Source organism: Kitasatospora azatica KCTC 9699 (assembly GCF_000744785.1).
GTDB lineage: Bacteria > Actinomycetota > Actinomycetes > Streptomycetales > Streptomycetaceae > Kitasatospora > Kitasatospora azatica.
In genome coordinates, this window is sequence record NZ_JQMO01000003.1 from 116,079 (window position 1) to 142,161 (window position 26,083).

Here is a 26,083-nt window from a genome sequence, read left to right on the forward strand (position 1 = left end):
TTCGGTGATATTTCGGCATGCATACGATCTATGGGTAATAAGCACCGTTTGCATACGACGGACTGACGGGCCCCGCCTTCGCACATGCGGTACGCATACTGTCGATCCGTCATCCATCGCAATTCCACCCATTGAACCACCAGGAAGCATGGAGTTTTTGGACATGCCAACCCGCCCACTGATAGAACTCGGAGCCCTTATATGATCTTTACACTGGAGGGGATACGTGCGCCCGCATTCAGGGTCACCATCACCGTTCGGCAGACGACGGCGCATGCTGCGCTGGACCTCGTCGCTGACCACGCTCGTCCTCGCGCTCGGCGTCGTGACCGACGCCGCCGATGCCGTCCCGCTGCCGGCGAAGGCCGTTGCCGCGACCGCCAAGAAGCGGGTGGACACCTCGAAGGTGAACACCCCCCGGCAGGGCTCCGGTTCGGCTGCGAACAAGTCGCACCAGGCGTCCACTGCCGACACCCGCGGTGCCGGCACCGGCCCGGTCGCCGGCCGCAGCCCCGGCAAGGCGCCGGGCGAGCTCGCGCCGTTCCAGCCGAACAACCGGGTGATCGACCCGTTCCTGGTGGACCGCTCGGGCAACGTGCAGACCTCGCCGACCGCCGGCCCCGACAAGCCGGCGCCCACCGGCTTCGACGCCGGTAAGAGCACCGAGGACACCGCCAAGCGCAACGACCACGAGAAGGTCTTCAAGAACCCGGACGGCACCCAGACCGTCCGGACCTTCTCCGGCCGGGTCTCCTACCCCAACCCGGACGGCACGTGGTCGGACATCGACCCGACCCTGGTCCCCGCCGCCACCTCGCGGGCCGCCGCCATGACGGCGGGCGGCAACGACGGCGCCGCCACCACCGGCGGCAGCGCCAAGCTGAAGAAGAAGGCCGACTCCCAGGACGTGGAGTTCGCCACCAGTGCCACCGACCCCGCGCTGATGTCGATCAGCGGGGACGGCGCGAACCGGGTCTCCTTCGGCCTGGACGACGCCGCGGCGGTCGCGGGCCAGGTCAACGGCAACGAGGTGCGCTACCCGAACGCGCGCCCGTCCGCCGACCTCGATCTGAAGTCCGTCAACGAGGGCTTCAAGGAGACCATCGTCCTCAACGGCCCGGACGCGCCGACCGTCTGGACCTTCCCGATCAGCTCCCCGGGCCTGACCCCGAAGATCGCCGCCAACGGCGACGCCGTCTTCGTCGACGCCTCGGGCGCCGTCAAGGTCACCGTCCCGGCGGGCACCATGACCGACGCGAAGATCGACCCGCGCTCGGGCGAGGGCACCTTCTCCAACGGCGTCAGGTACGCGGTGGTCGACGACCGGGGCGCCAAGGCGCTGCAGGTCACCGTCGACTCGGCCTGGCTGCACGACCCGTCCCGGGTCTTCCCGGTCAAGGTCGACCCGTCCTCGGCGAACACCACGACCGACACCTCGGCCTTCTTCGAGAACAACTTCATCGCCGGCCAGACCAACATCGCCAGCAGCTCGAGCAACCCCGACCTCAAGGTCGGCGACTACGACGGCTCGCACGCCTCGGCCGGCTACGTCCGCTTCCCGGTGCAGACCTCGATCCCGAACGCCTCGGTGATCAGCGGCGGCATCAACGTCTATACCACCTGGTCCGGCTACTGCGGCGCGGCCGAGGAGGTCGACGCCAAGCTGATCACCGGTGGTTGGAGCCTGGGCACCGTCCAGGGCTGGCCGGGCGTCGGCTACCCGTGGCCCACCTCCGGCGCGGCCTCGTTCACCGGCGGCACCGGCAGCGGCTGCGGCGGCGCCCAGTACGAGCGGATCCCGCTCAACTCCACCGGTGTCGGCCAGGTGACCTCCTGGACCCACGGTTCGGCCAACAACGGCTTCCTGCTGTACGGGTCCAGCAACGACGTGTACCACTGGAAGCGGTTCAACTCGGCGGCCTCCGGCTCCAACCTGCCGTACCTGGACATCACCTACGCCCCGGACGACGCGAGCTTCAACTTCGCGAGCAGCTGGGACTTCGCGCCCTCGCACATCCAGCAGGGCCAGATCGCCGTCACGGTGACCAACACGTCCTCCAACACCTGGGCGTCCGGAACCGGCAACGGCTCCTACGCGCTGGGCTCGCGCACTTACCGCACCGACGGCTCGCTGGTCGGCTGGGGTTCGAGCGTCTCGCTGCCGAACAACGTGGGCCCGAACCAGTCGGTGAAGCTGGAGGCGATCAGCCCCGCGCTCTCCCCCGGCACCTACACGCTCTGCTGGGAGATGGAGAAGCGCGGCTACTACGCGTTCAGCGACGTCGGCGGCCACAACGCCTGCTGGTCGTACACCATCACCAACATAGCGCCGGAGGTGGACAGTTCGTACCCGCCGAACAACGCCTCCGAGCCGACCTTGACCCCGACGCTGTTCGCCACCGGGCACGACCCGGACAACTGGCCGGGCACCGGGCTGAGCTACAAGTTCGGCGTCTGCTCCGGCACCCAGGCCGCTCCGGTCAACTGCTTCGACTCCGGCGGCTTCGCGGCCTCCACCTGGCAGGTCCCGACCGGCAAGCTGACCTGGGGCCAGTCCTACTTCTGGCAGGTCTGGACATCCGACGGCAACACGAGCGTCGGCCCGTTCGTCCAGGGCTACTTCAACACCGCCGTCGGCCAGCCGCAGATCACCTCGCACCTGACCGAGAACCCGGCCGCGCGCGGCTTCGACCCGCAGAGCGGCAACTACACCGCCGAAGCGACCGACTCCACGGTGGCCACCGCGGGCCCGGCACTGACGGTGCACCGCACCTACAACAGCCTGGACCCGCGGACCAACGGCATGTTCGGTGCCGGCTGGATCTCCCCGCTGGACATGCGGGCGGTCATCGACGACGACGGTTCCAACAACGTCGTGATCACCGACACCGACGGCCGGCAGATCCGCTTCGGCTGCAACCCGGCCACCGGCAGCACCGGACCGCCGTGCGCGTCCTACCAGCCGCCGCAGGGCATGTTCGCCACGCTGATCGCCCAGGCCGGCAGCGGCTCCTCGATCGCCTCCTTCACCCTGACCGAGAAGACCGGCACCAGCAGCACCTTCACCGCGGCCGCCGGTAGCACCTCGACCTTCCCGCTGACGCAGACCAAGGACTCCGACGGCCGGGTCAACACCCTGGCGTACGACGGCTCCGGGCTGCTGCAGAGCGTCACCAGCGGCACCAGCGGTCGCGCGCTGCACTTCGGCTGGAGCACACCGACCGGCGCGACCAGCCCGCACGTCGCCCGGGTGTTCACCGACCCGGTCTCGGGCACGGACCAGAACACCGACCTGACGTACCTGTACAACTACACCGGCGACAAGCTGACCTCGGTCTGCCCGCCGACCTCCACCACGGCCTGCACCACGTACAACTACACGGCCGGGTCGCACTACAAGACCGCGGTGCTGGACGCCGGCCCGCAGTCCTACTGGCGCCTGAACGAGTCCGCCGGTGCCGGCACCGCGGCCAGCAGCGTGGCCCTCAACGAGGGCAACGACAACGCCACGTTCAGCAATGTGACGCTGGGTCAGGCCGGTCCCATCGCAGGATCGCCGGCGACCGCCGCTTCGTTCAACGGCACCAACTCCTCGGTGCGGCTGCCGGACAACCTGCTCTCCTCCACCTCGAACCTCGCGGTGGAACTGTGGTTCAAGACCACGACGGCGGGTGGACCCCTGCTGTCGTACCAGGACGTCACCCTGGGCAGCACCGCCGCCAACTGGACCCCGGCGCTCTACCTGGGCATGGACGGCAAGCTGCGCGGTGAGTTCTGGCAGGGCGCGGCGACCCCGATCACCTCGGCGAGCCCGGTCAACGACGGCAACTGGCACCACGCGGTGCTCTCCGGCGCGCAGAACACCCAGACCCTGTACCTGGACGGCGCGCAGGTCGGCACCCTGGCCGGCACCATCGCCAACTCCAAGCAGCCCATCGCCTACATCGGCGCGGGCTTCTCCAGCGGGGACTGGCTCGGTTCGGGCCAGGGGTACGGCGACCGGTACTTCAACGGTCAGATCTCCGACGTCGCCTTCTTCAACCACCCCGTGGGCGCGGCCACCGCGTCGGCCCACAACCAGAGCGGCCGCACCCAGGCCGGCGCGCTGCTGACCAAGGTCACGCTGCCCTCCGGCGCCGTGCAGGCCCAGGTCTCCTACGACACCGCGGCCGACCGGGTCACCCAGGTCACCGACCAGAACGGCGGCGCCTGGAAGCTGAACACCCCCGCGGTGACCGGCTCCTCCGGCGTGTACCGCTCGGCGGTCCAGGCCTCCAACCCGCAGGGCTACTGGCGGCTGTCCGACACCGCCGGCGCCGACGCGGCCAACGTGTTCGGCACCGGCTACGGCAACTACGAGCAGACCACCCTCGGCGCCCCCGGTCCGTACTCCTCGGGTGACGTCACGGCAGCCTCGTTCAACGGCACGTCCTCCTGGACGGCACTGCCCTCCGGGCTGGTGCCGGACCACGGGCCGTCCGCGCTGGAGATGTGGTTCAACACGACCACGCCGGGCGGGGTGCTCTTCTCCTACTCCTCCCAGCTGGTGACCGACCCCAACGGCCCGCTCTGGTTCTACACCCCCGCGCTCTACGTGGGTAAGGACGGCAAGCTGCAGGGCGAGTTCTGGGACGGCAACGCCACCGCGATGGCGTCCACCGGCTCGGTGGCCGACGGCAAGTGGCACCACGTGGTGATGAGCACCGACGCCACCGGCGCCGGCCAGGCGCTCTACCTGGACGGCAACCAGATCGGCGCCAAGTCGAACACCGTCAGCCAGACCGGCTGGGGGATGACCAACGTCTACCTCGGCGCGGGTCTGATCAACGGCAACTGGCCCGACAGCCCGACCGACCAGGCCGGGCACTTCAAGGGCAGCATCAGTGAGTTCGCCTTCTACAACCACCAGCTGAGCTCGGCCGACGTCACCAAGCACTTCCAGGCCTACGCCGCCGCCCAGTCGGCGCTGACCACCACGGCGAGTGTGACGGACCCGACCGGCAAGACCGTCTCGTCCTCCTACGACCCGAACAACAGCGGCCGGATGGTCTCCTCCACCGACGCGCAGGGCGCCACCACGAAGTACGGGTACGACACCGGCGGCTTCCCGTCCACGATCACCGACCCGAACGGCAACACCAAGACCGAGGGGCATGACGCCCGGGGCAACGTGGTCAGCGAGACCACCTGCCAGGACCAGGCCCACCAGGTCTGCTCGACCGCCTATCACAGCTACTACCTGAACACCGCCAACCCGGTCGACCCCCGCAACGACGCGGTGACCGACACCCGGGACGGCCGCTCGGCCTCGGCGACCGACAACACCTACTGGACCCACAACGAGCTGGACGCCGCCGGGCGCCTGGTCTCCACCACGACCCCGCCGTACGTCAACGGCACCGGCCGGGTGGCGACCACCACGTACACCACCGGCACCGAGGCGGCCGCCGACTCCGGCACCGTCCCGCCGGGGCTGCTGGCCGTCAAGACCACCGCGAGCGGTGCGAAGGCGACCTACAGCTACTTCCACAACGGCGACCTCGCGCAGGTCACCGACCCGGTCGGCCTGGTCACCAAGTACCAGTACGACCAGTTGGGCCGGATGACCAGCCACACGGTCTACGACTCCGTCAGCTACCCGAACGGCCTGACCAGTTCGGCGACCTACGACGGAGACGGGAAGTTCCTCACCCAGACCGAGCCGGCCGTCACCGACCGGGTCACCGGTGCGGTGCACACGGAGAAGACCAGCTTCACCTACGATGCGGACGAGCACGTCCTCACCGAGGCCAAGACCGACCTGACCGGCGGTGACGCCGCCCGGACCGAGAGCTTCACCTACAACTCCCTCGGCCAGGTGGCCAGCACCACCGACGCCGCCGGCCACGGCGAGAGCTTCGGCTACGACGTCTACGGCAACCGGTCCTCCAAGACCGACGCCAACGGCACCACCATCGCCTACGCCTACTCGCCCCGCGGCGAGCTGCTGAGCAGCACGCTCAAGGGCTTCACGGGCGACCCGACCGCGCCTTCCCCGGCCACCGACCTGGTGCTGGACTCGAAGGCCTACGACCCCTCCGGCCGCCTCGCCTCGGACACCGACGCGATGGGCCGGACCAACTCCTACACCTACTTCGACGACAACCAGACCAAGACCGAGCAGCGCACCGACAGCACCACCGGTGCCTCGATCCAGCTGCACGCCTTCACCTACGACGGAGCGGGAGACCGGCTCAGCGACCTGGCCGACGGCGAGACGCTGACCAACTACACGGTCGACGCCGCCCACCGGGTCACCTCCGAGGCCGTCAAGGTCGGCCTGGATCCGAACAGCCAGCCGATCTGGCGCACCACGTCGACCACGTACGACGCGGACGACCGCGAGACCTCGGTCAGCAAGACCGACTCGACCGGCGCGCTGACCGAGCAGACCGACCACACCTACGACGCGATGGGCCGGGAGCTCACCGAGACCGTCCACAACGGTGCGAGCAACCTGGTCACCAGGTGGACCCGCGACCAGCGCGGTCTGGTGACGATGCTGGTCGACCCCAACGGGGACGAGACCGACTACGAGTACGACGAGGTCGGCAACCACAGCTACACCTCCGAGCCGTACCGCTCGGTCGAGGCGGTGGGCGGCACGGCCGTGATGGCCTCGCCGTACGTCACCTTCGGCTACGACACCTTCGGCGACCAGACCTCGCACTCGGACGAGCGCGGCAACGTCACCTACACCAGCTACGACGCGGTGGGCAAGGAGACCGGCACCATCGAGCCGAACTACACGGCTCCCGGTACCACGACCCCGATCACCGCGACCACCAGCAACAGCTACGACCAGCTCGACCAGTTGGTCGCGCACACCGACCAGCTGGGCAACACCACCACCTCGGTCTACGACCAGCTCGGCCGTGACGTCACCAAGACCGAGCCGGCTGTCGGCGGGGCGACCACCGGCGGCGTGTGGCACTACAGCTACGACGCCGTGGGTGAGCGGCTCTCGCAGACCGATCCGACCGGCTCCGTCCAGCAGGCCACCTACGACTTCCTCGGCCGCAAGCTGACGGAGACCCAGGTGGAGCGGTCCCCCGTGGCCGCCGCGTACACCACCACGCTGGCGTACAACAACACCGACGACCTGGTGTCGGAGACCTCGCCGACCGGCGTGGTCACCAACTACGGCTACGACCTGGCCCACCAGAAGACCAGCCAGTCGGACGCCTTCGGCAACACCACCCGCTTCGACTACGACCTGCTCGGGCGGGAGGTCAAGACCACCGATCCGTCCGGCACCGGACAGCGCACGGTCTACGACCCGGCCGGCCGGATCACCTCGGTGAGCGACTTCGACACCACCGGGACGACCCTGCGCACCCACAGCCTGACCTACGACGCCGGCGGCAACGTCCTGTCGGCGACCTCGGCGCTCGGCTCGACGGTGTCCTACACCTACGACAGCGACCACCAGCAGCTGACCGAGACGGAGACCCCCGCCACCGGCGTGGCCATCACCACCTCCTTCGGCTACGACGCGGCCGGCAACCGCACCCGCTACACCGACGGTCGCGGCAACAACTTCCTGACCACCTACAACAGTTGGAACCTGCCCGAATCCCAGGTCGAACCCGCCACCACGGCCTACCCGAACGCGGCCGACCGCACCTACACCACCAGCTACGACGCGGCCGGACAGGCCGCCGGCCTGGCGGAGCCGGGCGGCGTCACCCGCACCCGCACCTACGACCAGCTCGGACGGCTGACCAAGGAGACCGGCACCGGCGCCGAGAGCGCCACCAGTGACCACACCTTCGGCTACGACCTGATGGGCCGGATCACCTCGGCCGGCGCTCCCGGCGGCAACGACACGTTCGCCTACAACGACCGCGGTCAACTGCTGTCCGCGGCCGGGCCGTCGGGCTCCTCCTCCTTCGCCTACGACGGCGAAGGGAAGATGTCCTCCCGCACCGACGCCTCGGGCACCTCGTCCTACACCTACGACCAGGCCGGGCGACTGGCCACCATGGCCGACCCGGCCTCCGCGACGACCGCCACCTACGGCTACGACCGGGACTCCCAGCCCGTCACCGTCGGCTACGGGACCGGCAACAACAGCCGGACCTACGGCTTCGACGCGCTGCACCGGATCACCAACGACACGGTGACCACCCCCGGTGGAGCAACCGTCGCCTCGGTCGCCTACTCCTACAACCTCGACGACCAGCTGACCGCCAAGACCACCACGGGCTACGCGGGAGCGACCAACAACACCTACTCCTACGACCAGTCCGGGCGCCTGACCTCGTGGAACAACGGGACCACGAACACCGCCTACGCCTACGACGCCTCCGGCAACCGCACCCAGATCGGCTCCCGGGCGCAGACGTACGACGCCCGCAACCGGCTGATCTCGGACGGCACCGCGAGCTACACGTACACGGCGCGCGGCACGATGTCCGGCAAGACCCCGAACGGATCGCAGACCACCGAGGTCATGCAGTTCGACGCGTTCGACCGCCTCAAGGCGGACGGGGCGCAGACCTACTCCTACGACACGCTGGACCGGCTGCTGACCTCGGGGTCGAGCACGCTGGCCTACTCCGGCACCGGTGACTACGTCGCCTCGGACGGCGCCGCCGGCTACGCGCGCGACCCCGGTGGTCTGATCACCGGCATCTCGCAGGGCGGCGTCCACAGCATCGCCCTGACGGACCAGCACGACGACCTGGTCGGCGACTTCGCCGCGGCAGGCACCGCGCTGGCCGACTCGGCGGCGTACGACCCGCTCGGCAACACCATCGCCACGGTGGGCACCAAGCACCTGCTCGGGTTCCAGTCCGACTTCACGGACGCGACCACGGGCAAGGTGAACATGCTGTCCCGCTGGTACGACCCGTCGACCAGCAACTTCATCTCCCGCGACACCTACAACCCCGACCACGTCGTCTCGGACCTGCCCGACCGCTACGCGGTCGACGGCATGGACCCGTGGTGGTCGGACCCGAACCCGAGCATCGCCCAGGACCGTTACGCCTACGCCGACGGCGACCCGCTCGCGTTCACCGACCCTGACGGCCACTGGGGCCTGCCGAAGTGGGTCAAGTCGGTCGGCCACGCGATCTCCAGCGGGGCCTCCGAGGTGGTCAACCACCCGATGAGCGCGCTGGCGACCGGCGCCAACTTCGTCTACCAGGTCTCCGGCGCGGCCGACGTGGTCAACTGCGCCACCCACCCGGGCTGGAGCAGCTGCGGCCAGGCGGCCCTCGCGGTCGCCTCGTACATCCCGGTGGTCGGCGAAGGCGCCATCGCCCTGCGCGGTGCCTCGCTCGCCATGAAGGGCGCCCGAATCGCCGGCCAGGTCGGCCGGGGCGCCCGGGCGATCAACGGCTCCATCTACGCCTACCACGTGTACAGCGACGTGCGCGCCGGCCACTACAAGCAGGCGTTCAAGGACGTCGCCACCGGCGTGGTCCTCGGCAAGCTCGGCAAGCACCTGCCCGGCGCCGCGCGTCGAGTCGGACAGAAGGCGAACTGGGCGATTGCCAAGGGCAAGGTCAGGCTCGGGGAAAAGGCCTACCTGAACGGCCGGGTGGGAGGACGGTCGAAGCTGTTCGGTGATGTCGGAGCCACCGCCCTGCGCAAGGGCGAACTGAAGGCCGGCCGAGAGCCGGGCAAGTCCGGCATCCTGAACAAGGGAAACCGGAACACCAAGTGGGCGATCGGCTGGAGCGCCCACAACAGGAACGGGACGACCCGAGTCGTGTTCCGGGCAAAGGTCGCCGGATACAAGATCGACATCATCCACGGGCCCCGGAGAGGACGCCACGAATTCAAGCACCAGTGGTGACACCTCGATGAAGAGTTCTCCGCAGTAAGGCAGTACGCGGCTCATCGCTCCGGACTGCACTACTCGGAGGCATCCGGTAGGGTGGCCCGGGCCTACGACAGGCCCGGGCCACCCTCGCCCCATAAGGTAGAAAATGGATCTGACTGACACTTTCGCGGATATGTCTCGACTGATCGAGGCGGACTACAAAGAAACGGGAGTCACGGTCGAGCTGGTGGGGGTGGACCCAGAGCTCCTGCAAGTCACCGTGCAGGCCCCGGCAGGGCCGAAAATCTCAGTGCTCCCACTGGATTTCTCCGACGAGTTTCGAGTGCTCGTCAAGGAATACACTTTCGATTCAATTCCAGCGGGCTCCCTGGTTGACTTTGTTCGTGAGATCCTGGAACTTCGGGTGCGGGTCAAGGTCACCGGAAAGCTCATGAAGTGGGCCTGGCTGTCAATCGACGTCCGGGGGGAGACCTGGGAGGCCAGCAGGAGACTGAGGGGAGAACTGTCTTCCTGGGAGCAGACCCTGTTCGACTCCGGCAGGTAGATCCGGGTCGGCGGAAGCAGGCCGAGACCCCCGGCTCCGTTCACGGGTGACCCATCAGAATGCCCCCCGGGAGCCTCGCTGCACCTCCACGACCGTCAGACCAGTGAGCCACTGGCGCGCCGCCTCCCCGTAGTGGTGGGGTGTCCCCCACCCGTGAACGGCCCAGCGCGCGAACCCACCGACCGGTCACGGTGAGCACCGTCGCAGTGCTAAGCCGGCGTGAGCGCCAGGGCTTGGATCCGGTGCAGTTCGGTGAGGATGTCGTCCAGGGTGCGGCAGTCGGGGGCGGCCGGGCCGAGTTCGGGAGTGGTCGGGCCGCGGCCGTCCAGCGCGTCGGCGACGGCGGCCAGCGCCTCGGTGACCTGACGGACCGTCGGCTCGGCGGGCCGGGGCGCGCCGTGCTCCATCCGCACGGCGCAGGCGGTAGCGGCGTCGGCGATCCGTTCGGCGCCCGCGGCCATGCCCAGCCAGTCGTGCTGGGCGCCGGCGGCCAGCTCGGCGGCGGCGCTCTCGGCTGCCGCGCGGGCCTCGGCCAGCGAGTGGTAGGCGGCGCGGCGCAGGTCCGCGCGGCGCTCGGGGTGCTGCTGCTCGTCCTGTCCGTCGGTCAGCACGTGGTCGAGGTAGTCCAGGGTGTGCCGCAGGGCGTGCGCGGTGCGGTGCCCGACCCGGACCCGGGTGTCGGCCAGTCCCGGCAGGTGGCCGACCAGCAGCACGATGGCGCAGGCGATCGCGGTGTCGGCCAGCCGGGCACCGGCCGCCTGGGTGTCGCCGCCGACGCTGACGAAGCCGAGCACGGTGAGTGTGACCACGGCCGTCTGCAGCGCGAAGTGACGCGCCGCCGGCGGGATCAGCGCCCCGCAGCCGGCGACGAGGGCGACCGGCCACCACGGGCCACCGAGCACCCCGGCGACCAGGGCGAACAGCAGCACGGCGGCGCCGGTGCCGACGAAGCGGTTGACCACCCGTGAGAAGAGCGGACCGTAGTCGGGCTTGACCAGAAACGCGGCGGTGGCAGGCAGCCAGTACGCGTGGTCGGCGCGCAGCAGCAGCGCGACGGCGGCGCTCGCGGTGACGCAGACCGCGACCCGCAGGCCGTACTCACGCCCGGCCGGGCCGAGCGGGTGGACCCCGCGGCGGCGACGTACGAACGTGTTGCCAGGCGGCGGCTGCACGGTGCTGCCCGCCGAGCCGAAGGCGAGGCAGGCCTGCAGCACGGCCCGGTCGAAGGCGCTGCGGGCCGCACTGTCCGGCACCGGGGCCGGCAGCCGGCCGGGGTTGGCGTCGGCGCGGACGGCCTCGGCCAGCCGCCTGGGGCCCGAGGACAGCCGGGGCGGCAGCCGCTCGCCCTCCCAGAGCAGCGCCACGCTCGCCTCGCAGAGCGCCGCGGCGGCGGCGAACCGTTCGGTGAGCCGCTGCTCCCCCGCCCGGAGCGGACCCGGCCGGCGCAGCAGCTGGTGCAGGCGCAGCGCTTCGTCGGCCTTGTCCAACGCGACCGTCAGCCGGCGGCGGGCCGGCTCGGCCCCGGGGGTGCCGACCGCGTCCAGCGCATCGGCCAGCGCGTCGAAGACGGCGGCCACCGCCAGTCGTTCACCCGCGTGCCGGCCGCTCACCGCGCGCGCGGGGTGCAGCAGCAGGCTCAGCAGCAGGAGCCAGAGCGCGCCGACCAGGAACCAGCCGGCCCGGGCCCAGCCGGGCAGCGCCAACGGCATGCCGCTGGCGACGATGGTGAGCACCAGCAGTTGGATGGCGGCCGCCGAACTGACCGGCCCGGCGACGCTGATCGCCCCGGAGACCAGCCCGACCGCGAAGAGCAGCGGCAGCACCCACCAGCCGCCCGGCCGGCCGAGCAGCAGGCCGAGCGCCCCGGCCAGTGCCGGTACGCCGATCTGCCGCAGGCCGGTGCGCCGGGTGCCGGGCCGGTCGTTGATCCCGGCGAACATCGCGCCGAGTCCGGCCAGCACGCCGGCCTGCCGGTGTCCGGTGGCGACCGCGAGCGCCAGCACCGGACCCATGCCCAGCACTCCGCGGGCCATCGCCGCCCACGGCACCGGCAGGCGCTGCCAGCGCAGTGGGTGGACCAGCCAGCGGGGCGGCTCGGGTCGGCGTGTCGCTCTGCGCACGATCCTCCTTCAAGGGGGTGTTCTGGCAGCTTAGGCGGCTGAATTGTCCGGGCTGCTGCTGGTCCGTTACCGCCAGGTGTCGACCTACGGCCACGTCATGCCCACGGCCTCCGCCGGGGCGGCTGTCCCCTCCCCCGAAGCGCTTGAGGTCCTCAGGTCGAGGACTGCAGGAGGACCTGCTCACCCTCTCCGTTCGGCTCCTCGAAGTTGGTCAGGTAGCGGTTGAACAGCTGCGGATCGCCGCGGGCAGCGAAGTGCTGCTGCTCGGCCGGGACGGGTCGGTGCGGGCGGAGCGGCTCGTCCGGCAGCCGAACGTCCAGGACGGCCACCTGGGGCCGCAGCTCCGGGATCCGGGCGGCGCCCGGGCACCGGTGGCGGCCTCGCCGACCGCGTCGATACCGCTGCCCAGTGGTGTCCTCGGGTCGCAGACGGGACGCTGGAGACATGAGGGAGCGCCGACCCGGGGTGGTGCCACATGCTGTCGGCGCGGCGGCCGCCGCGCTGGCCGGCTACCGCGTGTTCGTCCGGCCACGGCTGCTGACCTGGGGTGCGACCGACGACGAAGCCGCTCGCCGCTTTCCCGGTGACGAGCTCATCCCCGCTGCCGGCAGCTCGTCGACGATGGCCACGACCCTGCCCGCGCCACCCGAGGAGGTCTGGCCCTGGCTGGTGCAGATGGGCTGCAACCGTGCCGGCTGGTACAGCTGGAACCGCTTGGACAACGGCGGAAGGCCCAGCGCGGATCGGATCGTGCCGAAGTGGCAGCAGCTGGAGGTCGGCCAGCGGCTGGACTCCGTACCCAGCGGCCGCTCCTGGTTCACGGTCGCGCTGCTCGTGCCCGGGCGGACCCTGGTGCTGCGGGCACAGCTCGAACTGCCCTCCGGCCGCCCCTTCGAGGCGCGGAGCGGGGCCCCGCCGAGGGCGTTCGTCGATTCGCTCTGGGGCTTCCACCTCGCGCCCGTCCCCGGCGGCCACACCCGTCTGGTGGTCCGTTCGCGCTCCCGCAGCCGCCCGCGCCCGCTGACCCGGCCCCTCGACCTGCTGTTCGGCGAGCCCGCCCACCTGATCATGCAGACCCGCCAGTTCCGCACTCTGCGTGCACGAGTCGGCGCGCCACAGGGGACCGAGCCACCGCCGTGACTCGGTCGACTCGGCCTGGGCCGAAGCCCGGACCAGGGAATCGGGCGGGGCCGCGCTCGTCCTACGGAACCGAAGGGAATTGACGATGGGCAAGCCCGTCATCGTGGGAGTGGACTCCTCCCGGGCGAGCAGGGACGCGCTCGACTGGGCGGCCGGCGAGGCGTCGCTGCGCGGCGAGCCGCTGAGCGTCCGGCACATCTGGGGGGAGGAGACCGTGAAAGCCCCCGACGGCGGGGAGTCGCCGCCCACCAGGGAGGCCGGCGAGGCGCTGCTCGACGAGGCCCTCGCGCGGACCCTGCGCCAGTACCCGGACATGGAGGTCACGATCGAGCTGCTGGACGGCCTGCTGCGCGACGCGATGACCGAGGCGGCGCACGGCGCGGACCTGCTGGTCCTGGGCGCGCGCGGCTCGGGCGGGTTCCCCGGGCTGCTGGTCGGTTCCACCAGCCTCTTCGTCGCCGCGCGCGCGGCCTGCCCGCTGGTTGTGGTCCGACCCGTTGACCCCGGTCCTGGCCGCGGCGGGGTGGTCGCGGGCGTCCACGGCGACCACGGTGACGCGGAAGTACTGGCGTTCGCCTTCGACTTCGCCCAGCGGCGGGACCTGCCGCTGCTCGCCGTGCACGCCTGGTCCTACCCGCTGATCACCATGCCCGGCCACGCCAGCCCGCCGGTCTTCGAGGAGAGCCACATCGCCGCCGAGCGGGACCGGCTGATCGCCGAGGTCCTGACCGGCTGGCGCGAGCGGTACCCGCAGGTCGACGTCACCGCGACGGCCGTGCGCGCCCAGCCGGCCGGGGAGTTGGTCGCCCGCTCGCGCGAGAACCAGCTGCTCGTCGTGGGCCGCCACGGCGAGCCGCACGGCCCGCTCGGCCGCCTGGGCTCCACGAGCCAGGCCACCGTCCTGCACGCGAACTGTCCCGTCGCCGTCGTCCCCACCTGACCTGCGGCGCCACCTCCGGACACGCGCGGTGCCTAGTCGGGAGCGCGGCGGCGTCGCTGCGGGTGCGGGTGCGCCCGGCGAGCTTGATGTGGCCCCGCTCGCACCTGACGTGCAGCACACCGGCGGCCTCTCCCGAGCCCGGGATGAGGGCCAGGGCCAGTGCTTCGTCGCGGATCGCCTCGTCGTCGCGGCGCAGCGCGTCCAGCAGGTACCCGCGAGGAGTCGGTCGGCGTGTCGTCAAGGACGCTGTGGTTCATGGCAGTCACTCCTGAGCGGTGGCGGCCGGTCGGCGCAGTCGGCGCAGGTAGGGGTCGAAGGCCGGCCGGGGTTCCAGGCGGACCCGGGCGTCGACGCAGAGCAGGCCGCCGGGCCGGGCGATCAGCGGGTTGAGGTCGGCCTCGGCGAGCTGCGGCAGGTCGGTGGCGAGGCGGGAGAGGCCGGCGAGCACCCGCCGCAGCGCCGCCAGGTCGACCGGCGGGGTGCCGGGTCGGCCCAGCAGCAGTGGGGCAGCGCGCAGTTCGCTGATCATCGTGGTCAGGTCGCGCTCGGTGAGCGGGGCGAGCCGGGCCGTGCGGTCGTCCAGCAGGTCGGTGGCGGTGCCGCCCAGGCCGAGCATGACCAGCGGGCCGAACACCTGGTCCTGGACCACTCCGGCGAGCAGTTCGAGCCCGGGGGCGGCCATCGGCTGCACCACGACACCGGCCATGGAGTCGCCGAAGCGCTCCTCGAAGTCGCGGTACGCGGCGCGGACCTCGTCGGCGCCGCGCAGGCCGGTGCGGACGGCGTCCGCCGCGCTCTTGTGGACCTGCTCGGGCCAGTACGCCTTGAGCACGACCTTGCCGTCGTGGCCGAGTTGACCCAGCGTCCGGACGGCGAGCAGCACGTCGTGCTCGCCCCGTGCCCAGATCGACGTGGTGAGCGGCAGGTCGTAGCAGTCCAGCAGGTCGGCCGTCTCCTTCGGATCGAGCCAGCCACCCTGCGGATGATCGGCGAGGAAGGCGGCAGCCAGGTGTTGGGCCACGGCGCTGTCGGCGGTGTCAGGGACGGCGTCGGGCGAGGGCGGCTCGGCCAGCCGGCGGGCGCGGTCGCGGGCATGGGCGAGGGCGCGAGCGGCTGCCGCCGGGTCGGCGTAGGCGGGGAGCCGGCCGCCGTCCGCGCAGGTCAGGTATCGCACGGGCGCCTCCTGGTCGGGCAGTACGGCGACGACCGGAACGCCCCGCCGGGCGGGGTGGTCGAGCAGGGCCTGGAGGGGTCCCGGCCCGGTTCCCAGCGCGGTCGGCACGATCGCCACCAGTAGCGCGTCGATCTCCCGACGCTTCGTCAGCCCGTCAATGCACTGGGCGAGTTCTCTCGATCCGACAGCCGCCGTGGTGTCCACCGGATTGCTCGTCCCGGCGCCGTCCGGCAGCAGACCGGCCAGCTCGGCCGCCGTCGCGGCTGGCAGTACGGGAAGGCTCAACCCTGCCTCGGCGCAGGCGTCGGCGGCCAGGATGCCGATCCCGCCCGCGTTGGAGACCACGGCGACCGCTCCCCGCGCGCCGGGCAGCGGTTGGGCGTGCAACAGGGCGGCCGTCTCGACGAGTTCGGCGATGCTGCGGGTGGCGGTGATGCCGGCCTGGCGGAAGAGCGCCTCGCGGGTCACCGTCGGGGTCGCTGCGGCGGCGGTGTGCGAGGCGGCGCCCCGTCGGCCGGCCGCCGAGCGTCCGGCGTCCACGGTGAGCACCGGTAGGGTGCGGGTGACCCGGCGGGCGGTGCGAGAGAAGCCGCGCGGGTTGCCGAAGGACTCCAGGTGCAGCAGCGCCAGGTCGGTGCGGCCGTCGCCCTCCCACCACTGCAGCAGGTCGTTGCCGCTGACGTCGTACTTGTCGCCGAGCGAGACGAAGCTGGAGACCCCGATGCCGAGGCGGGCCAACTGCCCGAGCAGGGCGATGCCGACGCCGCCGGACTGCACCGCGACCCCGGCCGTGCCGGGCAGGGCGGCGGCCCCACCGAACTCGGCGTCCAGGCGCACCGCCGGGTCCAGTTGCGCGATTCCCAGGCTGTTCGGGCCGACCAGCCGGATGCTGTGCCGTCGGCAGGCGTGCATCAGCAGCCGGGCCTGGTCGGCGTCCAGTCCCGCGGTGAGCACCACCAGCGCACGCACCCCGGCGGCGCCGCACTCCTCGGCTGCTCCTGCCACCACCTCGGCCGGCACCGCCAGCACGGCGAGGTCCGGGGTACCGGGCAGGGAGGCGAGCGACGGGTAGGCGGCCTCTCCGGCCACCCGCTGAGCGTAGGGGTTGACCGCCCACAGCTTGCCGCTGAACCCGTTCTGCCGGATCTTCCGCAGCACCGCCTGCCCGACCGAGCCGGGCCTGCGGGAGGCGCCGACCACCGCGACCGAACGCGGCCGTAGCAGCGCCGAGAGACTCGCGACGTCGGCGGCCCGGCCGCGCTGGTCGACGGCCTCCTGATAGTGCTCCTCGTCCTCGTCCAGCGGCACCACCACCCGGATCTCGCCCTGTTCGTAGCGCCGGTGGACGGGCAGGCCGAGGTCGGTGAAGAGCCGGTGCACCGCAAGGTTGTCGGCCAGCGTGTCCGCCTCGAACCGCTGGACCCCGCGTTTGCGGGCTGCGTGAACCAGGTGCTCGATCAGCAGGGTTCCGACTCCCCGGTGCTGCCAGGCGTCCGCGACCGCCAGTGCGAGTTCAGCGGCTTCAGGACGGCCCTCGACCGGTTCGCAGTCCGCCTCCCCGACCAGCTCACCGTCCACCCAGGCCCCCAGCACCAGCAGCTCGGACCGCTGCGGCCCGCACAGCCGGTCGGCGGTCATCTGCGGTGCTCGGCGGCTGGCGCCGAAGAACCGCAGCCGACGGCTGCCCTCGGACATCCGCTCGGCGTGCAGGTCGAGCACGGCGGCATGGTCGGCCGGACCGATCGGGCGGATCGTGGCGGTGGTGCCGTCGGCGAGCAGTGCTTCGACGGCATGCGGCGGGTACTGGACGGTAGGCATCTCGACTCCCTGGTCCGGCCATGGGCGGCAGCCCTCAGCTCCACGTTCCTCCAGAGCCGCGCGACAGGCCAGGGCCGGGAAGACCTGTGGAAGGGCCCGACCGGCCCTCGCCGCGCCCGCCGCTTCGGCCGATCATGGGAAGGGACGGTCGCGGTGGTCCGACACCGCCACGGCCCTGAGCAGGAGGAGGCGGAGATCCTCATGAGCACCGCAGGCCCGCACAGCTCCCAGGCCCGCCCCGCGCATCCGGGCGACATCGGCCGCAGGGTCGCCCACCGCCGCCGGCAACTGGGCCTCAGCCGCGAGGAGGTGGCGGAAAGGGCCGGAATCGCCGTCAGCTACCTGAAGTACCTGGAGTCGCAGCCCGATGTGGTCGAGCTGGAGACGGTCACCACGCTGGCCGGCGCGCTCGGCACCTCGCTGGGGTACCTGCTGGGCTCCGACCTGCCGCCCGGCCGGTCCCGACCGGCCGCCGGGCCCGCGCTGGAGGAACTGGCGCCGGAGCAGTGCTGGGCGAAGATCGCGCCGGGCGGTGTGGGCCGGATCGTGGTGTCGACACCCGACGGGCCGAGGGTGGCTCCCGTCAACTACCGCGTCCTCGACAACGTGATCCTCTACCGCACCGCCGCGCACGGCCTGCCCGCCAGCGCCGTCGGGATGGGGGTCCCCCCGGCCGAAGGCTGGGGGAAGGTCGCCTTCGAGGTGGACCAGTTGGACGACGCGCTCAGCAGCGGCTGGAGCGTGGTGGTCGCAGGCATCGCCGAGCGCCTCACCGATCCCGAGGAGCTCGAGTGGCTGACCGAACACGCCGATCCCGGTCCATGGGTCGGCGGCACCCGGGAGACCTGGGTGCGGATCAACCCGCAGAGCATCACCGGACGCCTGATCCGCACCGTCGACCTGCTGCCGTGACCGACCAGGCCTCGTCCGCCGGCACCCCGGTCCACCACCGGACTACTTCTCCTCGCCCGCGCGTAGTTCCTCGCCCACCTGGTGGGCCCAGCGCCGGATCTGCTCCGGGTTGCGGTAGTCACCGGCCTTCTCGTGCTTGACCATCGTCCGGGCGATGAACCCGGGCGTCTGCGCGGTGATGCTGCCGCCGAAGGTGACATGCCCCTTCGCGTGCAGGCGACGCATCTCCTTGGCGGCCGAGGGCACCGGCGGGATCTCGTGCTGCTCGGCCGAGCTGTCCACCGGGCCGCTGCTGAACAGCCACACCGGCCGGTGCGTCAGCGCCTCTTCGTTGCGGTGGGCGCAGCGCACGGCGTCCCGGTGCCAGTGACCCGCGTAGAGCGAGCCGCCGAGCACCACCGCGTCGAACTCCTCGACATCGCGTACCTCCCGAGCGGGGACGACCTGCGCCTCGAAACCGTCCTCCTGCAGCGTGTGACCGATCTGGTCGGCGATACCGGCTGTGGCACCGTGCTTGCTGCCGTAGGCCACCAGAACTCTCTGCTTCCTCATCGCACACCTCCCGCGTGCGGCGGCTGCGGGTCGGCCCGATCGGCCGGCCGCTACCCCCAGCCTGGCTCCAATGACCGCGGCGGAACAGGGCCACTCGCCCCTCAGTCCATGGACGGATCGGCCCCTGTTTTCACCCTCCGGATGCAGGTGATCGAGCGGCTCAGGTGGTCGTCGATGTGGTCGACCTGGAAGGACACGGCCGTACCCGGCTCGGCAGCAGCGGCGCCGTGCGGGGTGGTGCGGTAGGCCACGGTCTCGGCGTCCACCGTGTAGTTGACGGGGAAGACCAGTGGAGCAGGCAGGATGGGCAGGACGACGCGGCCCACTCCGTGGGTGCCGAGCTTGTCCCAGCACTCCGGCGTGGTGAGGCGGACCAGGGCCGGCCGGGAGGGCGCTCCGCTCTGGCCGGGGGCCGGGTCGCGCCGTCCTTCGATCAGCTCCTGGTAGGTGAGGTGGCTGGATGCAGGTTCACGGTGGCTCCTCGGCAGAGGTACGTACGGAAGAGGGCGACCCTTCAGCAGCGCCTTCCTGGCCCGCACTCCATTGGCTGTCCTCTCCAGCCTCCGCCCGGACCGCAGCCGGCCACATGGGCCGCACGGTCCCGACGCATCGGCGGCAGCTGCGCCGGCGCGTTCCGCTACCAGTCGGCTGACTCCTCGGCGTCCAGGACGTCCGAGACCGCCAGGCGCGGGGTCGGCGCACCCTCCCGCCCGTAGCCGAGTCGCAGCAGCATCTGCACGAAGCCCGGCCGGAGTTCGGGGTCACGCACCTCCCAGCGAAGTCCGGGCCACTCCAGCGCCTGGTGCAGCAGCGAGGCCCGCACCTCGTGCACCGTCGCCAGCAGCAGCACGTGCTCCAGGGCCATCCCGGCGCGCAGCCAGTCCGCCGGCCGGTCGTACTCGGTGGCAAGGACGGCGAGGCACGGCTCGGCCTCGAACCCGGCGGGCGGCAGGTGCTCGGCCGGGCGGATGGCGGAGAAGTCCCGCATCGGCAGGTGGCCGGTGGCGTCCTGGGGGCCGAGGGCTGCTGCCGGGATGCCATAGGGCGGGGCACCGGGCCCATGAATCCAGGCGCGGCTCTCGGCGCTGCGCTCGGGGTCGGTGGTGCTGCGGCGCTCGGCCTCGGCGGTCAGCCGCAGCAGCCGTTCGCGCTCCGCGTGGTCGGGGAAGACGAGAAGCGCCTCCTCGATCCGGGCGGCCTCGGCCAACTCCTCCCGGACACTGGCCGGGATCGCGTCCCCGCTGAACGGCGTGCGGATCGTGTGCCGGTGCCAGATCGCCCCGTAGAGCGCGCTCGTCGGAGCCAGGTGCACCGACGAGGGCTGGTCGAGTTCGACGGCTGCCAGCAGGTCCGGATCGCCGGGATCGGGCAGCAGCCGCACCTCGGGAGCCCAGCCCAGATGCCGGGCGGCGGTGCGCAGGTTGAGGACGGCTGCGCCCACCGAGATGTGCAGGGCCCGACCCTGCGGGTCAGTGGCAGGCACCGCGCGCTCGCGAGCGGCACGGACCTCCAGAGTGGAGATCTCGGGCCGCAGCCGGAAGTGCCACGGCTGGCTGTTGTGCAGCGACGGCGCCGCGACCGCGGCCGAGACCAGCTTCTCCAGTACGGCGGCGTCGAGAGTGATGGTACGCATGACGGGCTCCCTGACTGACGTGGCGTCAGCTGTCGTCCGGCCCAGAGCCGGAGCGCAACATGTCCAGCCGGCGCCGGTACTCGTCGGTGTCGATCTCGCCGCGGGCGAAGCGCTCCGCGAGCAGCCGCTCGGGCGAGCGGTCCTCGGGCGAGCGGTCCTCGGCTTCGGCGCCGCCGTGGTGCGGGACACGGCCCAGCTGCCGGAACAGCATGACGCCACCGAGAACGATCAGCACCCAGAAGATCAGCATGCCTGCGGTCATCAGGCCGAAGCCCCAGCCGCTCATGCCGTGGTCGTCCCAGAACATCATCGCGGCGCTCCTTAACCGATGTGCCAAGGGCAGTGGGCCTGTTCCCTCACTGCCTACTGTGCGCCCGCGGTCACCGCTCCCGCTTGGGCCGATCGGCTCCCCCCGGTGGGCCGGACGGGCTCAGTGGACCGCGCGGAGTGCGGCGGTTCGGTCTCGGCCGGCCCACGTGACCCCGGCGACGGGGCCGGCTGACCCATTCCCACCGCGCGGCTCGTCCGGCACGGTGGAGGCAAGGAGATCACCCGGTGCATCTCAGGCTGTGGTGACCGGCCTGACCTCGACGTCCACCACACCGGGGACGGCCCGCACGAGCCGCTCCAGCACGGGCAGCGCCGACGGGTCCGACAGCGTGCCGGTCAGGGTGTTCGGGCCGTCGCGGACACCGGTCGGCTCTGGCCCCGGCGCGCCCGGGCGTGCAGGCTCGGTAGTAGAGGGGCCCCGGCGCAGGCGTTACCGGGGCCGCGAGAAGGACGGGAGGCGAACACGATGTCGCTCATGCACAGGCGGACCAGCTCCCCGGAGAAGGCCGGGAGCGCGGGAGGGACGCGGGGTCGGGGGATCGACGTGACCGGAGGCCGGCCGACGCCCGAGGGTGCCGCCACCGGGGTCCCCGGTACGTTCCCGTGCCGGACCCGGGTCGCAGAGGTGATGAGCCGCCAGATCGTCGCGATCGATCCACGGGCCGGCTTCGCCGTCGTCCTCGCGGCCCTGCGGGAACACCACCACGACATGCTGCCCGTGGTCGACGGGGAACGACGGGTGATGGGCACGGTCTGTGCGTCCGACCTGCTCGCCAAACTCGCCGTCCAGAAGCTGCCACCCCGGTCCATGCTGTGGGAGTCCCGGCAGGTGCGGGCCGTTCGGAGCAAGTCGAAGGCCGTGGAGGCCTGTGAGCTGATGACCAGCCCGGCGGTGACCGTCCACGAGCAGACCAGCGTGGAGCAGGCCGCCCTGCTCGCGGCGCGGCGCCGCGTGCACCATCTGCCGGTGGTCGACGGGCAGCGACGGCTGACCGGGGTCGTCTGCCTGTGCGACCTACTGGACGTGCTGCGCCGCGACGACGCGGCCATTCTCGCGGACGTCGAGGCGGTCGCCCTTGCCCCGGACCTTGGCACGGTGGCCTCGACCCTGCGGATCAGCTGCGAGCAGGGCCGAGTGACGCTGGACGCCCGCACCGTCCACCACAGTCAGGCCGACCGGCTGGGCGAGCGGGTGCGAGCCGTCGAGGGCGTCGTCAGCGTCGCGGACGACCTGCGCTGGGAGATCGACGACGTCGGACTGGCCGGCCCCCAGGCTTCCGGTTGACGTGGCGGCCTCGGGCCGTCGCCAGTAGCCCCAGGCGACCGAGGAGGACACCACGCGTCGGCAACCCGCTGACCATCCTCCTGCGCAGCACACCGGGCCGGACACCTGGAGGTGTCCGGCCCGTCCGCACGACCGGCGACGATGCGGCGCGACCGTACCTGCCCGCCATGGCCTGCTCCCACATCACAGCGAAGTTGACGCTGGGTTACCAAAACATATCGCGCGTGACGTCCCCAACGCCCCCGACCGGGGCCGGGGAGCCAACACCCGAACGGCAGTTCGGCCGCCGTCAAGCCGCCGTCAGTCAGCAGGTCGCGGCGGCCGAGGTGGGACTGCGATCAGGACCGACCGGTGCCGTAGGCGTGCGGATGCTCCACCTGGAGCTGAGTGTCGTCCTCGGTCCAGGTCAGCGTCTGGTGGACCGCCACCACGCCGTCCACCGCCCGGCACAGCTGCTCCGTGATCGGGATCAGACTCCTGCGCGGCACCCGGCCGGTCAGGGTGACCACACCGTCCTGCACGGCGACCTCGACGTCTCCGGGGGGCAGCCAGAGGGTCTGGCCGAGCACGTCGTGGTTGATCTCCTCGCGGATCGCCGCATCGTGCCGCAGGAAGACCTGGAGCAGGTCGCGGCGGCTGACGATGCCGACCAGTCGGCCGACCTCGTCCACCACCGGCAGTCGCTTGACCTTGTGCTTGTCCATGGCCCGGGCGGCCTCCGCGATGGTCCAGGTGGCGCGGGCGGTGACGGCCGGGCTGGTCATCAGGCCGCCTGCGGTCTCCGCCTCGGCGCGAGCGCGGTCATGCGCGTCCAGCCAGCGGCCGGGGGTGCGGCCCTCGGGGTCGGGCAGGACCGCTTCCTTGCGAATCAGATCGGCCTCGGAGACCATGCCGAGCGGGCGGCCCTGGTCGTCGACGACCGGAAGCGCGGTGATGTCGTTGCGGTGGAACAGCCCCGCGACCTCCTTGAACGGCGTGTCGGGCCGCGCGGTGACCACCTCGTGGGTCATCACGTCCTGGACGTTGCGGTGCTGCATGGTCCTCACTCCTCACAGCTCGGCTTCCCTACCACCACTCTGCGCCCATCCTGGCGGCCGTCCCAGGGCCGTTCGGTCCCCGCACGAGGACCGGCCCGCCCACGACAGCAGGTCCGCGCTGGCTCACCATGGAAAGACAGCCCACCAGCCTCGGAGACGACCATGGACCACGGAATCAGCGTCGGGCTCGATCTCCCGTTCGGCCACGCAGTCGAGCGTGTGCGGGCCGCGCTGGCCGCGGAGGGCTTCGGTGTCCTGACCGAGATCGACGTCAGGCGACGCTGCGCGCCAGACTCGGCGAGGAGACGGCGGAGACATCGATGAACGCCAACGGCAACCGCGAGCCGGAGCCCACAGCATGACCGCACAGCGCCCGCCGAGCGATGCGTGGCATCTCCGCTTCGAAGGTTTCGACCCGGCCGAGGAGGGCGTGCGCGAAGTGCTCTGCGCGATCGGCAACGGCCGCCTGGTCAGCCGGGCCGCCGCCCCCGAGTCGTGCGCGGACGGCGTGCACTACCCGGGCACCTACCTGGCCGGCGTCTACGACCGCGCGAGGTCGGTGGTCGGCGGCCGGAGGGTCGAGAACGAGGACCTGGTCAACTGCCCGAACTGGCAGTCCTTCAGCTTCCGCCACCCCGACGGCGAATGGTTCACCGGGCCGCCCGCCGAGCAGCGGCTCGACCTCGACCTGCGCCGGGGCGTGCTGACCCGGCACGGGCTGGTGGTGGACGCGGACGGCCGTCGGACCAGGCTGGTGCAGCGCCGGATCGCCAGCCAGGCCCAGCCGCACCTGGTGGCGTTGGAGACCGAGCTGCTGGCGGAGAATTGGTCCGGTCTCCTGGAGGTTCGCTCCGCTCTGGACGGCACCGTGGAAAACACCGGTGTCGCCCGCTACCTGGGCCTGACCAGCCGTCACCTCGTCCCCACCGGGCAGGGCGTGGACGAGGACGGCGCGCTGTGGCTGGAGGTCGCCACCGTGGGCACGCCGCTGCACATCGCGCTCGCCGCCCGGACCCGGGCGGCACCGACAGAGGTGCACCGTGCCAGTGAGGTGCGGGACGGCTGGGCAGCCGAGCTGCTCACCCTGGACCTCACCGAGGGCCGGCCGGTCACCGTCGAGAAGACCGTGGCCGTGTACACCTCGCGCGATCCCGCCATCGAAGCACCCCTGCCTGCCGCACGGCGCCTGACGGCCCAAGCACCCGACTTCGAGCACCTGCTCCGCGAGCACGCCATGCGCTGGGCCGAGTTGTGGCGGCGCTGCCGGATCGAGGCCGACTTCGACAGCGAACTCGCACTCCACCTCAACCTGTTCCACCTGCTGCAGACCTACTCCGAGCACTCGGTGGACCTCGACGTCGGCATCCCCGCCCGGGGTCTGCACGGTGAGGGCTACCGAGGACACGTCTTCTGGGACGAGCTCTTCGTACTGCGCCTGCTCAACCTGCGCTTCCCCGAACTGGCCCGCGCCGTTCTCGACCACCGCCGCCGACGCCTGGACGCCGCCCGGCAGGCCGCCCGCGAGGCGGGCCTGTGCGGGGCGATGTACCCGTGGCAGAGCGCGAGCGACGGCCGCGAGGAGTCCCAGCAGCTGCACCTCAACCCGCTCTCCGGCCGGTGGCGGCCCGACCGCAGCCATCTGCAGCGCCACGTCGGCTCGGCCGTCGCCTACAACGTCTGGCAGCATTTCCAGGCCACCGGCGACCTCGACTTCCTGGCCACCAGCGGCGCCGAGATGCTGCTGGAGATCGCCCGCTTCTGGTCCTCCCTGGCCGCCTACGACCCAGAACGCTCGCGGTACTCGATCCGTGGTGTCCTGGGGCCCGACGAGTACCACGACGCCTACCCCTGGGCCGAGGGTCCCGGCCTGGACGACAACGCCTACACCAACGTGCTCGCCTCCTGGGTGCTCGCCCGCGCGCTCGACACCGTCGACCTGCTGCCCGAGTACCGCCGCGACGAACTGCTGGAGCGCCTGGCGATCGACCGCACCGAACTGGACCGCTGGCAGGAGGTCGGCCGCCACCTGCACGTGCCGTTCCACGACGGCGTGATCAGCCAGTTCGCCGGCTACGAGCGGCTCGCCGAACTCGACTGGGCGGCCTACCGAGGCCGCTACCCGGATCTGCGGCGCCTGGACCGGATCCTGGAGGCGGAGGGCGACAGCGTCAACCGTTACAAGGCGTCCAAGCAGGCCGACGTCCTGATGCTCTGCTACCTCTTCTCCTCGCGCGAACTGCGCGGCCTGCTGCGCCGACTCGGCTACCCGGCCGGACCCGAACTGCTGCGCCGCACCACCGACTACTACCTGCACCGCACCGTCCACGGATCGACGCTCAGCGCGGTGGTGCACGCCTGGGTGCTCACCCGCACCGACCGCCGCAGGTCCTGGCGGTTCTTCCGGGACGCGCTCAACAGCGACCTCCTCGACCTCCAACACGGCACCACCGCCGAGGGCGTCCACCTCGGCGCGATGGCTGGCGCCGTCGACCTGCTGCAGCGCTGCTACACCGGCCTGGAGATCCGCGAGGACACCCTGTGGCTGGCCCCACGCCTGCCCTCCTCCCTCGGCCGCCTCGAACTCGACCTGCGCTACCGGGGCCACTGGGGCGTGCGGATCGCCGTCGACCGGCACACCGCCACGGTCAGCCTGCGCGAGAGCCGCCAGCCGCCGATCCGGGTCGCCGTCCGAGGCTCGACGACGGCCATCGGCCCGGGCGAGATCCGCACCTTCTCGCTCTGAAGCCCGCTCTGAGGCCCGCC

15 protein-coding genes are annotated in these 26,083 nt (G+C 71.6%); 7 read left to right on the forward strand and 8 right to left on the reverse strand.

Annotated features, from left to right (window positions below; all coding sequences use genetic code 11):
• Positions 1-274: 274 nt before the first annotated feature.
• Together BR98_RS11735 and BR98_RS11740 are read left to right on the forward strand one after the other, a co-directional pair.
• Entirely contained in the window at positions 275-9,847 is a 9,573-nt protein-coding gene (locus tag BR98_RS11735) for a LamG-like jellyroll fold domain-containing protein (protein ID WP_051969674.1), read from the forward strand.
• Between the two features lie 133 nt (positions 9,848-9,980).
• The gene (locus BR98_RS11740; RefSeq protein ID WP_035844197.1) at positions 9,981-10,379 is read left to right on the forward strand and encodes a hypothetical protein; all 399 of its coding nucleotides are present in this window, start codon (positions 9,981-9,983) and stop codon (positions 10,377-10,379) included.
• A gap of 209 nt (positions 10,380-10,588) precedes the next feature.
• Here BR98_RS11740 and BR98_RS11745 read toward each other — a convergent pair whose 3' ends face one another.
• Positions 10,589-12,499 (reverse strand): FUSC family protein, encoded by a 1,911-nt coding sequence (locus tag BR98_RS11745; protein ID WP_035844199.1) that lies wholly within the window; start codon positions 12,497-12,499, stop codon positions 10,589-10,591.
• Between the two features lie 152 nt (positions 12,500-12,651).
• A complete protein-coding gene (locus BR98_RS39225; RefSeq protein ID WP_157537690.1) occupies positions 12,652-12,828 on the reverse strand; it encodes a hypothetical protein in 177 nt (58 codons plus the stop codon).
• Positions 12,829-12,943: 115 nt separating this feature from the next.
• Here BR98_RS39225 and BR98_RS11750 point away from each other — a divergent pair, with 115 nt between their 5' ends.
• Positions 12,944-13,639, forward strand: coding sequence for a hypothetical protein (locus tag BR98_RS11750; protein ID WP_035844201.1), 696 nt, complete (start codon positions 12,944-12,946; stop codon positions 13,637-13,639).
• Positions 13,640-13,724: 85 nt separating this feature from the next.
• Positions 13,725-14,579: a universal stress protein gene (locus BR98_RS11755; RefSeq protein WP_035844203.1), complete on the forward strand. Its 855-nt coding sequence runs from the start codon at positions 13,725-13,727 to the stop codon at positions 14,577-14,579.
• A 262-nt stretch (positions 14,580-14,841) separates the two neighbouring features.
• Here the strand turns inward: BR98_RS11755 and BR98_RS11760 are convergent, their stop codons facing one another.
• Entirely contained in the window at positions 14,842-17,571 is a 2,730-nt protein-coding gene (locus tag BR98_RS11760; protein WP_035844205.1) for a bifunctional acetate--CoA ligase family protein/GNAT family N-acetyltransferase, read from the reverse strand.
• A gap of 201 nt (positions 17,572-17,772) precedes the next feature.
• Between BR98_RS11760 and BR98_RS11765 the strand changes: the two genes are divergently transcribed.
• On the forward strand, positions 17,773-18,483 hold the full coding sequence (locus BR98_RS11765) for a helix-turn-helix domain-containing protein (RefSeq protein WP_035851697.1): 711 nt from the start codon (positions 17,773-17,775) through the stop codon (positions 18,481-18,483).
• Between the two features lie 42 nt (positions 18,484-18,525).
• Here BR98_RS11765 and BR98_RS11770 read toward each other — a convergent pair whose 3' ends face one another.
• The 4 genes from BR98_RS11770 to BR98_RS11785 all read right to left on the reverse strand — a co-directional run bounded on the left by BR98_RS11770 (position 18,526) and on the right by BR98_RS11785 (position 20,978).
• On the reverse strand, positions 18,526-19,035 hold the full coding sequence (locus BR98_RS11770; RefSeq protein WP_035844207.1) for a flavodoxin domain-containing protein: 510 nt from the start codon (positions 19,033-19,035) through the stop codon (positions 18,526-18,528).
• A 101-nt stretch (positions 19,036-19,136) separates the two neighbouring features.
• Positions 19,137-19,574, reverse strand: coding sequence for a pyridoxamine 5'-phosphate oxidase family protein (locus BR98_RS11775; RefSeq protein ID WP_051969675.1), 438 nt, complete (start codon positions 19,572-19,574; stop codon positions 19,137-19,139).
• 98 nt (positions 19,575-19,672) lie between these two features.
• Positions 19,673-20,668, reverse strand: coding sequence for an Acg family FMN-binding oxidoreductase (locus BR98_RS11780; protein WP_035844209.1), 996 nt, complete (start codon positions 20,666-20,668; stop codon positions 19,673-19,675).
• 25 nt (positions 20,669-20,693) lie between these two features.
• A complete protein-coding gene (locus tag BR98_RS11785; protein WP_198042204.1) occupies positions 20,694-20,978 on the reverse strand; it encodes an SHOCT domain-containing protein in 285 nt (94 codons plus the stop codon).
• A 648-nt stretch (positions 20,979-21,626) separates the two neighbouring features.
• Between BR98_RS11785 and BR98_RS11790 the strand changes: the two genes are divergently transcribed.
• A complete protein-coding gene (locus tag BR98_RS11790; RefSeq protein ID WP_035851718.1) occupies positions 21,627-22,283 on the forward strand; it encodes a CBS domain-containing protein in 657 nt (218 codons plus the stop codon).
• A gap of 338 nt (positions 22,284-22,621) precedes the next feature.
• Here the strand turns inward: BR98_RS11790 and BR98_RS11795 are convergent, their stop codons facing one another.
• Positions 22,622-23,320 (reverse strand): CBS domain-containing protein, encoded by a 699-nt coding sequence (locus BR98_RS11795; RefSeq protein WP_035844211.1) that lies wholly within the window; start codon positions 23,318-23,320, stop codon positions 22,622-22,624.
• 358 nt (positions 23,321-23,678) lie between these two features.
• Here BR98_RS11795 and BR98_RS11800 point away from each other — a divergent pair, with 358 nt between their 5' ends.
• Entirely contained in the window at positions 23,679-26,063 is a 2,385-nt protein-coding gene (locus tag BR98_RS11800) for a glycoside hydrolase family 65 protein (protein ID WP_035844213.1), read from the forward strand.
• Positions 26,064-26,083: the final 20 nt, after the last annotated feature.

What these genes read in the sequence shown, in the direction of transcription:
- BR98_RS11735 (WP_051969674.1), top strand. Translation starts at nt 275, where the DNA reads ATGCTGCGCTGGACCTCGTCGCTGACCACGCTCGTCCTCGCGCTCGGC.
- BR98_RS11740 (WP_035844197.1), top strand. Translation starts at nt 9,981, where the DNA reads ATGGATCTGACTGACACTTTCGCGGATATGTCTCGACTGATCGAGGCG.
- BR98_RS11750 (WP_035844201.1), top strand. Translation starts at nt 12,944, where the DNA reads ATGAGGGAGCGCCGACCCGGGGTGGTGCCACATGCTGTCGGCGCGGCG.
- BR98_RS11755 (WP_035844203.1), top strand. Translation starts at nt 13,725, where the DNA reads ATGGGCAAGCCCGTCATCGTGGGAGTGGACTCCTCCCGGGCGAGCAGG.
- BR98_RS11760 (WP_035844205.1), bottom strand. Translation starts at nt 17,571, where the DNA reads ATGCCTACCGTCCAGTACCCGCCGCATGCCGTCGAAGCACTGCTCGCC.
- BR98_RS11765 (WP_035851697.1), top strand. Translation starts at nt 17,773, where the DNA reads ATGAGCACCGCAGGCCCGCACAGCTCCCAGGCCCGCCCCGCGCATCCG.
- BR98_RS11770 (WP_035844207.1), bottom strand. Translation starts at nt 19,035, where the DNA reads ATGAGGAAGCAGAGAGTTCTGGTGGCCTACGGCAGCAAGCACGGTGCC.
- BR98_RS11780 (WP_035844209.1), bottom strand. Translation starts at nt 20,668, where the DNA reads ATGCGTACCATCACTCTCGACGCCGCCGTACTGGAGAAGCTGGTCTCG.
- BR98_RS11785 (WP_198042204.1), bottom strand. Translation starts at nt 20,978, where the DNA reads ATGATGTTCTGGGACGACCACGGCATGAGCGGCTGGGGCTTCGGCCTG.
- BR98_RS11790 (WP_035851718.1), top strand. Translation starts at nt 21,627, where the DNA reads ATGAGCCGCCAGATCGTCGCGATCGATCCACGGGCCGGCTTCGCCGTC.
- BR98_RS11795 (WP_035844211.1), bottom strand. Translation starts at nt 23,320, where the DNA reads ATGCAGCACCGCAACGTCCAGGACGTGATGACCCACGAGGTGGTCACC.
- BR98_RS11800 (WP_035844213.1), top strand. Translation starts at nt 23,679, where the DNA reads ATGACCGCACAGCGCCCGCCGAGCGATGCGTGGCATCTCCGCTTCGAA.